The sequence below is a fragment of the Zooshikella ganghwensis DSM 15267 genome (assembly GCF_000428585.1).
In the GTDB taxonomy this organism is placed as follows: domain Bacteria; phylum Pseudomonadota; class Gammaproteobacteria; order Pseudomonadales; family Zooshikellaceae; genus Zooshikella; species Zooshikella ganghwensis.
The window spans coordinates 1-12,453 of the sequence record NZ_AUAF01000132.1 but is presented as its reverse complement, the minus strand read 5'-3'; the positions used below and the strand labels follow the sequence as shown (position 1 = coordinate 12,453).

Annotated in this window: 12 protein-coding genes; 3 read left to right on the top strand and 9 right to left on the bottom strand. The window is 39.3% G+C overall.

Going from position 1 to position 12,453, the window contains the following annotated elements:
* The 4 genes from F607_RS0120510 to glpK all read right to left on the bottom strand — a co-directional run.
* A partial coding sequence (locus F607_RS0120510) for a transposase family protein (protein WP_027709584.1) occupies positions 1 to 206 on the bottom strand: 206 nt, incomplete at its 3' end.
* Positions 207 to 439: 233 nt separating this feature from the next.
* Entirely contained in the window at positions 440 to 937 is a 498-nt protein-coding gene (locus F607_RS0120505) for a hypothetical protein (protein ID WP_027709583.1), read from the bottom strand.
* 591 nt (positions 938 to 1,528) lie between these two features.
* On the bottom strand, positions 1,529 to 2,311 hold the full coding sequence (locus tag F607_RS30790; protein ID WP_084611353.1) for an endonuclease: 783 nt from the start codon (positions 2,309 to 2,311) through the stop codon (positions 1,529 to 1,531).
* A gap of 165 nt (positions 2,312 to 2,476) precedes the next feature.
* The gene (gene glpK / locus F607_RS0120490; RefSeq protein ID WP_027709582.1) at positions 2,477 to 3,970 is read right to left on the bottom strand and encodes a glycerol kinase GlpK; all 1,494 of its coding nucleotides are present in this window, start codon (positions 3,968 to 3,970) and stop codon (positions 2,477 to 2,479) included.
* 305 nt (positions 3,971 to 4,275) lie between these two features.
* On the opposite strand from glpK, the gene F607_RS0120485 reads away from it, so the two are divergent.
* The 3 genes from F607_RS0120485 to F607_RS0120475 all read left to right on the top strand — a co-directional run bounded on the left by F607_RS0120485 (position 4,276) and on the right by F607_RS0120475 (position 7,450).
* On the top strand, positions 4,276 to 5,037 hold the full coding sequence (locus tag F607_RS0120485; RefSeq protein ID WP_027709581.1) for a DeoR/GlpR family transcriptional regulator: 762 nt from the start codon (positions 4,276 to 4,278) through the stop codon (positions 5,035 to 5,037).
* A 289-nt stretch (positions 5,038 to 5,326) separates the two neighbouring features.
* Entirely contained in the window at positions 5,327 to 6,853 is a 1,527-nt protein-coding gene (gene glpD / locus F607_RS0120480; protein WP_051311682.1) for a glycerol-3-phosphate dehydrogenase, read from the top strand.
* 108 nt (positions 6,854 to 6,961) lie between these two features.
* Positions 6,962 to 7,450, top strand: coding sequence for a hypothetical protein (locus F607_RS0120475; protein ID WP_027709579.1), 489 nt, complete (start codon positions 6,962 to 6,964; stop codon positions 7,448 to 7,450).
* A gap of 150 nt (positions 7,451 to 7,600) precedes the next feature.
* On the opposite strand, the gene F607_RS0120470 is transcribed toward F607_RS0120475, so the two are convergent.
* The 5 genes from F607_RS0120470 to F607_RS30780 all read right to left on the bottom strand — a co-directional run.
* On the bottom strand, positions 7,601 to 9,010 hold the full coding sequence (locus F607_RS0120470) for a sensor histidine kinase (protein ID WP_038291931.1): 1,410 nt from the start codon (positions 9,008 to 9,010) through the stop codon (positions 7,601 to 7,603).
* Positions 8,988 to 9,668, bottom strand: coding sequence for a response regulator transcription factor (locus tag F607_RS0120465; protein ID WP_027709577.1), 681 nt, complete (start codon positions 9,666 to 9,668; stop codon positions 8,988 to 8,990). The genes F607_RS0120470 and F607_RS0120465 overlap by 23 nt, the downstream gene beginning before the upstream one ends.
* Positions 9,669 to 9,781: 113 nt before the next feature.
* Positions 9,782 to 10,537: a transporter substrate-binding domain-containing protein gene (locus F607_RS0120460; protein ID WP_051311681.1), complete on the bottom strand. Its 756-nt coding sequence runs from the start codon at positions 10,535 to 10,537 to the stop codon at positions 9,782 to 9,784.
* 45 nt (positions 10,538 to 10,582) lie between these two features.
* Positions 10,583 to 11,068: a gamma subclass chorismate mutase AroQ gene (gene aroQ / locus F607_RS30785; protein WP_051311680.1), complete on the bottom strand. Its 486-nt coding sequence runs from the start codon at positions 11,066 to 11,068 to the stop codon at positions 10,583 to 10,585.
* Positions 11,069 to 12,260: 1,192 nt separating this feature from the next.
* Positions 12,261 to 12,453 (bottom strand): hypothetical protein (locus F607_RS30780; RefSeq protein ID WP_038291395.1); only part of this gene is annotated, 193 nt, incomplete at its 5' end.

The following is a 12,453-nucleotide window of genomic DNA, read 5'->3' as shown; positions in this document are numbered from 1 at the left end:
ATCCCATTAGGCAATTCTAGAAAGCCTTGAAACCATGCTTCCTTGGCCTTACCAAATCGCTCAATAGCAACCCAATCATCTGCTCCACACAACGCAGCACAAATCGTAATAGTAATGATATCAACCAACGTATGACGACGATGGCGTTCAACTCGAGGGTCGTCTAAGTGACTAAAATGATCTGCAATTGTATTATTTTTTTCCAATGTGATGCTCTAAGTCAGTTGCTAATCATCCTATTATACTGATTTTGTTGTATTTTTATATGCGATTGCCCTGGCCGCTAACCCTACGTATCGGCTATTTTTTGATCTCATCTTTCTTAACATGTATTTCCAAGTCGTCAGAAAGGACTCAAAAGTAAAATTAAAATTTAATGCCCCCTCAAAGCAAATAAGAAGGGACAAAAAGGTAGGGGTTATACTGCTAGGATTAACATTTACAAATTACCACATTGTAAATCAATAGACATACTGCGAATACCCCAGCTTCCTAAGTGTCCTCGTGCATCGTAATAATCTTTTTTGGATTTACTGTTATCACGCAGGCCTGCAATAACAGTATATGGACGGAATTTATAGATTGTCGTTGTGATTGTTTTGCCTAATGAGTTAATTGTCTTACGATTAGCATCATGAACCAGCTTTGTATTTACAGCATGTACAGGTAAGTTGTTATTATAGGCATTATTTTCTGGATAAAATTGAAATAAATATACATCGTCATTGTGCCTCCAGTTTCCACTGGAATCATTAGCTTTAATAATATGTTTTTCATACATCATATCTTGATCAATACAACCAAATGTTGACTTGGTCACCAACTGATTGCCAAGGCTAAAGGAATACCAGGTAAAGGTTTTTTCATTTGCACTAAATACTTGCCCGGCAACTAGGCTGAGGCTTAAGCCCAATGCAGCAGCTACTTTCATTTTCATTATCGACTTCCTTACATATATGTTTGGAAGCAAATACTAAGTGATCCAGCTAACGCATCATATAATACTTTAGTCGTATTTATACCCTTCACGAATGATTTCTAGGTTTTGTTATCTTCACTCCTCACCCCAATCACCTATTAATATAGGCTCATGGGGCTTCGTCACTCGATGGCCGCACCTAAAAACCATTCGTATTGGGTATATTAGAATGCATAATTTAGAATATTATTTCTATCAACCGTCGACAATGAACAGAAAGGTCGGGCCTAACGACGCTTCCAGTCCCTGTTTTTCAACTAAATTAAAGCATTGCAAAACCACTTTGTGCTTTACCTCAATCACAGTTAAAAGCACACTTGTGGTATTTCCTGGTAATATTTTTTTGCGGTAGATAACGGCAGGATAACGCACATCGAACTGTTTGCCGCAGGACGCGGCAACCAAGCCTACAGGGATGGATTCACGGCGTGTTCGATGAGTGTTATGCTGACTTTAAACAAAGGTAATTTAAAAAGTAGCTCTTACAACGGTAAAATTACATACAATTGTCAAGAGGGTTTACAACATATTCAAAAAACGTTATACCGACTAATGTTTATCAACGGGTGTTGGTCCATCCTGATACCGCGCTATCCGTTGTGCTTTTTCTCTCTCCCAACGGCTCACAGGGTCACGCTTAGCCCATTGCGTAAACTGTTTTTGCTCATTATCACTTAAAGCTAATTGATATTTACGTGCCATATACAGATACACTCGTGCCACATCACCACGAATCCGTGCGGGTGGCTCAGCAATATCTTTTTTAAAATCAATTTCCATATCACATTGCCCATAGCGACGAGGCTCACCGCGAATGTTACCAAAACCGAAATTTGATCGGTCTCCGTTAATCTCTCCTATCGCTGGCGCAAGGTTATGTAAGTCTGCCTCCATTCGACGGAATAATTCACTTTCGCGCCGGCAGTTTTTTCTCCCTCCTTGCTGCCAACAGCTCATTCGTTGCCCAAAATACGATGCCGGCATTATATGTTCCCACTCAATACGTGCAGCCCGCTTAGCATTTTTACGCGCTTGGTAACCACAACTGCTTAAATCAGGCACTAACTTTTTTCCACGCTGTACATAGCGGCAGTTGCAGTATAGCGAGTAGGTGTTGTCATGATAAATCTCTTTCAGGATTTTCTTTGCCTGAGAAAATGTCTGTACGTGTTTGCCTGTTGAACTGTTCGGAAAATCTGGCTGGCTATTTTGCTCTGTACAACCTGCCAGCAACACAAGCAATGCCAATATCACTCGCTTACCAGTGAAAAGTACAAACCTAGCGATGAGCTGCCAGTTAAAAATGGCAGATATTATTAATTTAAAACTCATTATTCGGTACCTCTTACCCCGAAATAAAAAAGGCTGGAAATCCAGCCCTAAGATACCCTTCAATAAGGGTATATGTGTACAGTACAGCAACTTACTTATAATACCTCTCAGCTTATTTATATGCATATTTTTATAAATTTAATCCATAAAAATAAAAACGTCTTCTCATTTTAGTGCAGGTGTTTTTACACGCTCAACAGCATCGAGCCAACCTCGATAAAGTTCTTCTCGGCGTTCACTACCCATTTGTACTTCAAAAGCCTTATCACTTCGCCATAATGATTCCAGCTGCTCAAGATCTTTAAATATTCCTGTGTAAAGCCCAGCCAAATAGGCAACACCTAGTGCCGTGGTTTCTGGAATAGCGGCTCGGTCCACTTGTACATTTAAAATATTAGCTAAAAATTCCATTAACCAATTATTCACAACCATACCACCATCAACACGAATAGCTGACGGCTTTTCTGCACCATCAGCCACCATGGCTTCTAACAAATCTCTGGTTTGATAACATACAGATTGCAATCCTGCTGCAACGATTTCTGCAATTCCAGTATCTCGGGTTAGCCCCATAATTGCACCACGGGCATTTGGATCCCAATAGGGAGCACCCAGTCCAGTAAATGCAGGTACCATAAATACACTGTAGCTTTCTTCTGCTTCATGGGCTAAAGCTTCTGTCACACTGGCATGGGAAATTAAACGAATACCATCGCGCAACCATTGAATAGCAGCACCCGCAATAAATATACTGCCTTCTATTGCATAGGTGACTTTACCATTTAGCCTATAACCAACGGTTGTTAATAACCGATGCTTAGACTTAACTGCATGGCTTCCTGTATTTTGAATAAGGAAGCAGCCTGTGCCATAGGTACTTTTTGCCATACCAGAATGGAAACATGCTTGTCCGAAAAGAGCAGCCTGTTGGTCTCCAGCAATTGCAGTAACGGGTATTGTTGCTCCGAATAGTGATCTATCACATTCCCCAAAATCAGCACTACAATCCATTACTTCAGGCAACATCTGCGCAGGAATATTAAATAGCTCCAGCAATTCCTGGTCCCAGCGCTGAGTGTGAATATTAAACAGCATCGTTCGAGAAGCATTAGTCGCATCTGTCTTATGGCTTGCACCACCTGTTAACCGCCAGAGTAAAAACGTATCAATCGTGCCAAACGCCAGCTTACCCTGCTCAGCTTTTTCTCTTGCGCCTTCAACATTCTCCAACAGCCATCGTAGTTTTGTTGCAGAAAAATAGGGATCAATCAACAGCCCGGTTTTACTTGATACCAGCTCTTCATATCCCTGCTGTTTTAATTGCTCACAATAGTCAGCCGTACGACGATCTTGCCAAACAATAGCCTTGTGAATAGGCAAGCCTGTATCACGATCCCAAACAACTGTCGTTTCCCGCTGGTTAGTAATCCCAATAGCATTAATATCTTCCGCCTTTAATTTGGCTAATGCTAACGCACCACGACACGTTGCCAGGACACTTTGCCAAATTTCCTCAGGGTCATGTTCAACCCAACCATCTTGAGGATAATACTGAGTAATTTCCTGTTGATGCTGTTGTACTGGAACACCTTGCTGGTTGAAAATAATTGCTCTGGAACTGGTTGTTCCTTGGTCGATAGCCATTATATAGCCGGCCATAATTACTCCTTTTTTTGTTATTATACCCGCCAAGAGCAGCCTTTTAGCTTAAATAAAAGCCATGCTACCACTCTTAAAGGCATCATCAGCGACTCCCAAGTACGTAGTTCGCTGCGTGTATGGTGAAGCGAAAATGACAGCGTGTTAAGTTTTTTTTTGAAAAATTTTACCACCCACATGGTTTGAAATTAATTCTTGAAGCTGTTAAACCGGCAAGCAATTGTTCTCGCTCATTGGCCATTTATGGTAGAGTGTATTTTCGTTTTCGAAAATACAACTTTCAGACAAGCAATAAATTTCAGTATATGAACCAATCACAACGTCATGAACAAATCCTGCAGCTAGTTCAACAACGAGGATATGTCAGTATTGATGAGCTGGTAAATCGCTTTACTGTTACCCCTCAAACAATACGTCGAGACCTTAATCAGCTGGCAGAAACATGTCAGTTAAAGCGCTATCATGGTGGAGCAGGCATTCCAACCTCAAGTATAACGAACACAGCTTATGCACAAAGGAAAATAATGCACCTGTCTGCTAAGCAGCAAATTGCACAGCGTGTTGCTCAAGACATTCCCAATAACAGTTCACTATTTATTAATATTGGCACCACCACAGAAGCAATAGCAGAAGCACTTCTAAAGCACCAAGGACTCACGGTTATCACCAATAACCTTCATGTGGCCAGTATTTTAAAAAATAAAGAAGATTTTAATATTTTACTTTGTGGAGGGCAGGTACGAAATCGTGACGGTGGCATCATTGGCCAGGCAACGGTTGATTTTATCAGCCAATTTACTGTGGACTACGGCATTATAGGTATAAGTGGTATTGATCAAGAGGGACAACTACTAGACTATGACTATCAGGAGGTCCGAGTTGCACAAGCGATTTTAAAGCACTCTCGCCAAATATTTCTAGCCACCGATGCTTCCAAGTTTGGTAGAAATGCTCTGGTAAAGCTGGCACGACTGAGTGAAATTGACCGGTTATATACAAACACTCATCCTCCAGAGGATTTTCTGGACGCTATCCACCAGGCTGACACCAAACTTATTACCACCTGATGACTGGGCTTTCGTTTTCGAAAAACCTTTACCTAAGGACACCTCTAAGACAATCTTTTTACCCACTTAGTTTTTCCAGCCTGTCACCATACCAAAAAGAAGCTGAATTATAGATTGTCTAACAGCTTCTTTTACACATTTCCTTAACCATTCATTACCCCTAACGCCCCACAGTGCCTGTAGTACATTATTGCTAAGACGCTTGCTATACGACACTTAATGTTTAAAATACAACAAAATGTTCGAGTTCGAATACTCTTTATGGACATGACAAACATGGAATGCATCTATGACTCAAATACAACAAGAAATAGGTACTACACCAGAAACACCTTTAGATTTAGTTGTTGTTGGAGGTGGGATTAATGGCGCAGGTGTAGCTGCTGATGCTGCCGGCAGAGGACTCAAAGTTTTACTTTGTGAGCAAAAAGACTTTGCTTCAGCCACATCCTCTGCAAGTAGCAAGCTAATACATGGAGGCTTGCGCTATTTAGAACACTACGAGTTTCGCCTAGTAAAAGAGGCTTTACAGGAAAGAGAGGTCCTCTTAAAAGTCGCCCCTCACCTTGTTAAACCAATGCGTTTTATTTTACCTCACCAACCTCATTTACGCCCAGCCTGGATGATCAGAACAGGACTGTTTTTGTACGACCATTTGGGTAAGCGAGAAACATTACCAGGTTCTCGAGGTGTGAAATTCAATGGTAGCTCGGCCTTAGATGATAAAATCAAGCAGGGATTTGAATACGCAGACTGCTGGGTCGATGATGCCCGACTAGTGATTCACAATGTACTTGCAGCTGCTGAGCACGGCGCTATCATCAAAAATGGCACCAGTTGCATATCTGCAAAGCGAGAAAATAACCTTTGGTGTATTGAGCTAAAAGACCGTCACCAGCAAACACAACAAGTGTTTTGTAAAGGGCTTATCAATGCAACAGGCCCATGGGTCGTTGATTTTATCAAAGGAGCCACACACACGCAGTCACGTTATGGTATACGATTGATTAAGGGCAGTCACATTGTGGTACCTAAAATGTACGAAAGTGACGAAGCCTATATTTTACAAAACGAAGATCAGCGTATTATTTTTGTGATTCCTTATCTTGATAACTACTCACTGATAGGTACCACAGATGTCGAATATAATGGCAACCCCCGTGATATCCAGATTTCAGCTCAGGAAGTTGACTACTTAATATCCATTACTAACAGCCACTTTAAACGACATATTTCACCTGCTGACATTATCTACAGCTATTCTGGCGTCAGGCCGCTGTGTGATGATGAATCACCAAACCCGTCTGCAATTACTCGTGACTATACCATCACCGTTGATGATGAAGATGGAAAAGCGCCTTTGCTGAATATTTTTGGAGGAAAACTAACCACCTATCGTAAATTAGCCAATGCGGCCATGGAAAATCTACGTCCCTACTTCCCAACAATGTCTGAAGGCTGGACGGCTTTCACGCCAATGCCAGGTGGACAGTTTACTGATGGTTTTGAGCAATTTTGCGAGACGATGTACGCTACTTACCCCTGGTTAGAAAAATCAATTGTTACCCGGTATTGTACTAATTATGGAACACGAGCCACTATATTGTTAAACAATGTTAAACAAGTAGAAGAGCTTGGGCCGTATTTTGGTGCAGGACTCTACGGCAAAGAAGTTGACTACCTGATAACCCATGAGTGGGCGAATTCACTGGAAGATATTATTTGGCGACGCACAAAGGCAGGTATTGAGTTAACCCATAATCAGCTTAATTATTTACGTTACTATTTAGAGAAAAATCACGATATTGCGTGTTAACCCTTTGAGAGCTACAGTGCACCATGACATTTCAAACAGCTTGTGCGTAAATAGACCTGTTAAAAATCCATAGCAACCGCTATAGACAACAATAAAGGTAACTGTAATATGTCAGCTCAAGACCAAATTCTCTATCAAAAGCGTTTCTTAAGCTTTAACCATTGCGAGCTGGAAAGCCATCAATTCACTGAGCTTAATATTCCCGACCAGCAAATTCCCCGCCATCGACTCATCGCTAAAGGGAAAGGCATTATTGAAGAAGATGCCATTTTTGAAGATGAACATAATTTATCCGCCAGCGAAGCTGAAGCAAATGCACTAGATAATGGAGAAGAAGAGCTTGACGAAGTAACTGAGGACTACCAGTTTACCGCCACGATTGATGATACCTCAGAGGGAGAAGATGTTACTTGGGAGTTAACATTTAAAGGTAAAAGCCCAACCTTTGAAGATGCTTATGAAATATTGCGTACACTACTCAACTGTGAAGACCCGCTGATTGACCAACATTACAACCCGACAACCATTAATAAAGAATCCGAGTCTACGCTCTTTGAAACATTGTTAAAAAGCAACTACAGCGTTGATGACAAATAACCCATAAAGTCACTGCCTGACTACTTGATGATTCATGTATAAGTCAGTGACTCAACCTAATGGATTTTTTGCCTGTAGCCTTATCTTACATCGATACGTTACAGTACCCTGCTACTGTTTTACACACTGATGAAATATGCTGTACGATTATTAAGCTTTATCATCAGTATGTGCGTCCAGCTTTATTTTTACCGTTAAGCCATGATTTCCTTCCAGTGAGACATGAGCGTTATGATATTTGCAGATTGCTTTCACCATACTAAGCCCAAGACCACTCCCTTGAACACGATAGTGCTTATCCATGCGATAAAACCGTTTAAACACATTTTCTCGCTCATGCTCAGGAATCCCTGAACCAGTATCAGTAATACGCACTATAGGTGCATTATCATGCACTAATGATAATGTTACTTTTCCATGTGTAGGCGTAAATTTTAGTGCATTATCAATAATATTTGATAATGCTTGAAGCCATAAATTGGGATTGCCTGTTTGCCATACTGACTCATCACACAGTTGCCATTCACACTTTATTTTATGATCTTCACAAACAGGTTGATACATCTCTTTCAAATCAACCATTAGCTGTCGGAAATCAAATTTAATATCTCGATGTTCAAAGGACTTAGATTCCAACTGAGAAATTGTCATGAGTGATGAAAAGTTCTTTTCTAATCGCTCAATTTCACTTAAAAGTAATTCTATATCTTTATGTTCTATAGTTGTTTGATTAAGCAGAAACTCAAGTTGCCCTCTCAGTCGAGTTAAAGGACTGCGCATATCATGAGCGATTTTCGCCGAAAAATCTTGTAAATCATTGATCTTAGCATTCGCAGAACGTAATAGCTCATTAATTCGTTGGTAAACTTGTTCAAACTCACCTGATGCAGCAGCAACATGAAGCTGTATATGTGGTGCTTCCTTTGCTAAATCACAATACTGGAGTATGTGATTAACCTTTCTAGCCTGCCGATACTGAAGGAATATACCTAACAGTAACGCAACAATAAATGAAACAATAACAATATAACGAATAACTGTTTGTATATACTCTACAAATTCAATTGCATCATTTGCATTTGAACCAATTTTAAAAACACCGCCATCAGCAAGCTTTAATATATAAACAAAGTAATTAATATCAGCAACTTCGATAATCTCAAAATCTTTCCATACGGGTTTTATAACTGGTGAAGAATTACTTTGTGGTAGGTTAAAATAGAGGACTTGTTTATTTTCATCCAGTACTTGAACATACATACTACTAATCAAGTACTGCTCACTAAATTTAACATTCAGGCTTTTAATAAGTTTTTCAACAAAGTCATGAGAAGAAGGCCGAACCACTTTATTACTTGTTTTATCATAAAGGAGTTCATCTATCACGGGATCGGTCATATAGGTAACCCGATCGGCAAGCTCAGCTAAAATGGCATTATTCACCTGAGGATACAATAAACACCACGAGAGCGTTATACCCATCCACAGGCTTAAACAAACGAATAATGGAGCACGGAAAAGAAAGTCTCGAATAAAGCTAACGAGGCGCTTTAATGGCATAGCCAGCTCCCCGAATAGTAAGAATTAATTTCACTTTATGATTTTTATCAATCTTGTGCCTGAGCCGACTAATATGTACATCAATAATATTAGTTTGAGGATCAAAATAATAGTCCCACACCTTTTCAAGCAGCATTGATCGAGTTACAACCTGGTTTACATTTTTCACAAGATACTCTAAAAGCCTATATTCTCTTGGTTTTAGTTGTATTTTCTCACCAGCCCGCTCAACTTCATGGGTAACTAGATTTAATGTCAAATCATGTACTTGTAAAAAAGGTTCATCAATAGTATTTGTCTTATACCGTCGATACAAAGCCTCGACTCGCGCCAACAGCTCGGCAAACGCAAAGGGCTTACATAAGTAATCATCAGCCCCGACTTCAAGCCCCTCAACTCGTTGATTAACATCCGTTAGCGCAGTCACCATCAACACGGGTGTATGTATCCCTTGTTGACGAATTGATTTTATGAGTGATATTCCATCCAATCCTGGTAACATTCGATCAACAATGAGCAAGTCATATTGTGTAGAGGCACACTGGATCAAGCCTGTAGGTCCTGTGTCAGCCGCATCAACACAGTGACCTGCATTCGATAAATAGCCAACAATATTACCCGCTATTTTGGCGTCATCTTCAATAACCAGTATTTTCATGGGATGATCTCTAACACCCTATCATATTAAGTTTGCGTTTAAATCACCTGCACCTTACTATCATACTACTTTTACTTAAGCCCTACGGCTAATTTAGTCATAAAAAATAATCACTAAGGATCAATTTTCCATTTACGTTTTAAAGCATTAACATCGACAGCTGATAACCAATCATTTACTTTTGTTAACAGCATTTTGCTATCTTTTTGCACCATGTAAACCTTGTAACTCTCTGTACCTGAGAATGGCTGATCATTGGCAACACAAAGTTTGTTTTTATGTAAACGACTTTGATATCGACCTTCTATTAAATCAGTTACCATCACATCCGCTTGTTTGTTTAATAACATACCAAAAGGTACAAAGTTATCTTTGGCATTAATAACATTAGACTTTAATAAACGAGACTTTACAAACCGCTCATTTGTTCCACCAGGGTTAACAACCACTTTCACAGTAGTATTATTGATCATACTCTCTGATGTATAACGACTAGAATCCTCACATCTAACTAATGCAATTTTGCCATTTTCGATTACTTTTGAAGTCAATAGAAAGGTCTTAGCTCGTTCCTTAGTATGAGTAATGCCTCCCATTGCTATATCAAATTTATTGTTGGCAAGGTCTTGAGATAATGTAGGCCATGATGTTTTGACAAACTCTACCTTTAAACTAAGCGCCTTCCCTAATGATTCAGCCATATCAATGGCAAACCCTTGTAACTTACCATCACTATTGATAAAACTAATCGGTGCATAATCCCCTGTGGTACCAACACGAAGTATTCCTCTTTCCTTTACCATTGACCAATCATCACCATAACCATTAACTGCACAAAGCAAAGACATAAAAACAATAATTTTTTTCACAGTAATGAAAACCTAATAAAGAATTGACAGTAATTAATTATTCGATTACTCACTCAACCGAATCTGTTTAAGACTTTCAAAAAGATAGCGCTTTTCAGAATCAAATAAACAGTCGTTTGAAATCATCTGAATAAATTGATTCCACTCAGTTTCTGTGAATGGGCCACTCTTTTCAAGCTTTTGTTGTATTAAGCAAATAAGCTTTTGTCCAAGTTTATTGAGCTCAGGACGTACATTTCCATTTAAATCTTTCACTTGCTGTGAATCCACCATATGCTGGTGAATTAGATTTTGGGCGAAGTATCTATACTGCACTAATTTAGCAGCGACCATTAACATATTAAAAAAATTGGCTAATGTTTCTTCATTCACCCCACGCTTATAAGCCACATATTTGCTGTGCACAAGTATGCGCTTTTCTTGTTGAATATCTTCAATAGGTTGATTATTGTGTATTTTGTATAATGCTACATCTAAAACAAGCAATAATCGTTGATTAATAACGTTACAAATCTCTTCCATCTCACTCATCGAACAAGAACCTTAAAAGCTTGCTTTATCCTTAAGTTACACAGATAAAATCAATCACGGCAGGCATAACACTATAATTTAATCGAGTAGTAAAATTTATATTTTCAATCACTCTCAAAGGATAAAGCTATATACAAGCAACATATACCTAAATAGCCAACTATCAGCCTAAGACCAAGTACTACTATCAGTATCTCACGGAGCAGACCCAATAATCACAACAGGCAAGCCCTCAAACAACCGTGAATCACATCACAAAATTGATTAGGTTAGATCATAACCAATCAAGGCTCTATTCCTTATAAGTAATTTCCGCAGGTATCTAATGACTTACTGGATAGTTAACAATAATTCATCAACAGCCAAGCCTATTAAATACTTGTTAACAAGTATACTCGCCAAGCTTTATCATTAATCCTGTTCAAGCTAGACGTTTCATTAAACATTGTTAATGTTTTATACCCTTCACGAATGATTTCTAAGTTTTGTTATCTTCACTCCTCACCCCAACCACCTATTAATATAGGCTCATGGGGCTTCGTCACTCGATGGCCGCACCTAAAAACCATTCGTATAGGGTATATCTGCCACGTAATTTTTTCCTCCCACACAAGAAGACCATCTATGGCCACTGCCCCTAACGCTGCTCCCAGGAGTTGCTCCGCAAACAGCCTTCCCCATGGTTTTGCTAACACTTTGCTGTGGATGATGTTTTTGAAGGAGGAGGAATATCCCACTTGCTTTTAACACTTACTGTACCTCGATATATGCTCATGACAGTCAACGGCAGGATAATGTAACCCTTAGCTGCTCCAACTCCTTCTATATAGTTCACCTAAGTACAGTATATTTTATTTAAAAATAAAACATTATTGATATTTTTTCAGAAAAGAAAATGCGTTGAAAAACTTAAGTATATCGATAATAAGTAATCTTTCAGATCCTTTTTAACTATTACTATAAAAGAATCATAATGCAGGAGTTCTCAATTATGATCAGCTTAAAATAATAGTAAGGTAAAGCATAAAAAGGTAAGAATATAAATCACCTTCTTACAAAGAGCATAATACCCGACGGTCACATTAAAATTTACACGATGCCTTATCTCTAGAAAATCGGGTAAGAGCTGGTATCTACCCAGCTCTCCCCACACCACCCTGCATGCGGGTCCGCACAGGGCGGTTCATTTAATTTATCCGTTAGGATAATGAATTTTGATCCACCCATCCCTTAGTGAAAATAATCCAGCCTTTTTCAGATAGTCATTATTTAATGCTTGTTGAATACCAGGTGTCTTTGAGCTGCGCCAAGGACCTTTACTGGTAAGACCACAGGCGACAGCAGCTTGAACATGGACACCCCGCTTTATTAAATTTCTGACTTTG

Coding starts and splice junctions, on each gene's coding strand:
- F607_RS0120470 (WP_038291931.1), bottom strand. CDS start 9,010: ATGCCATTAAAGCGCCTCGTTAGCTTTATTCGAGACTTTCTTTTCCGT.
- F607_RS0120465 (WP_027709577.1), bottom strand. CDS start 9,668: ATGAAAATACTGGTTATTGAAGATGACGCCAAAATAGCGGGTAATATT.
- aroQ (WP_051311680.1), bottom strand. CDS start 11,068: ATGAGTGAGATGGAAGAGATTTGTAACGTTATTAATCAACGATTATTG.
- F607_RS0120505 (WP_027709583.1), bottom strand. CDS start 937: ATGAAAATGAAAGTAGCTGCTGCATTGGGCTTAAGCCTCAGCCTAGTT.
- F607_RS0120485 (WP_027709581.1), top strand. CDS start 4,276: ATGAACCAATCACAACGTCATGAACAAATCCTGCAGCTAGTTCAACAA.
- F607_RS30790 (WP_084611353.1), bottom strand. CDS start 2,311: ATGAGTTTTAAATTAATAATATCTGCCATTTTTAACTGGCAGCTCATC.
- glpK (WP_027709582.1), bottom strand. CDS start 3,970: ATGGCCGGCTATATAATGGCTATCGACCAAGGAACAACCAGTTCCAGA.
- F607_RS0120475 (WP_027709579.1), top strand. CDS start 6,962: ATGTCAGCTCAAGACCAAATTCTCTATCAAAAGCGTTTCTTAAGCTTT.
- glpD (WP_051311682.1), top strand. CDS start 5,327: ATGACTCAAATACAACAAGAAATAGGTACTACACCAGAAACACCTTTA.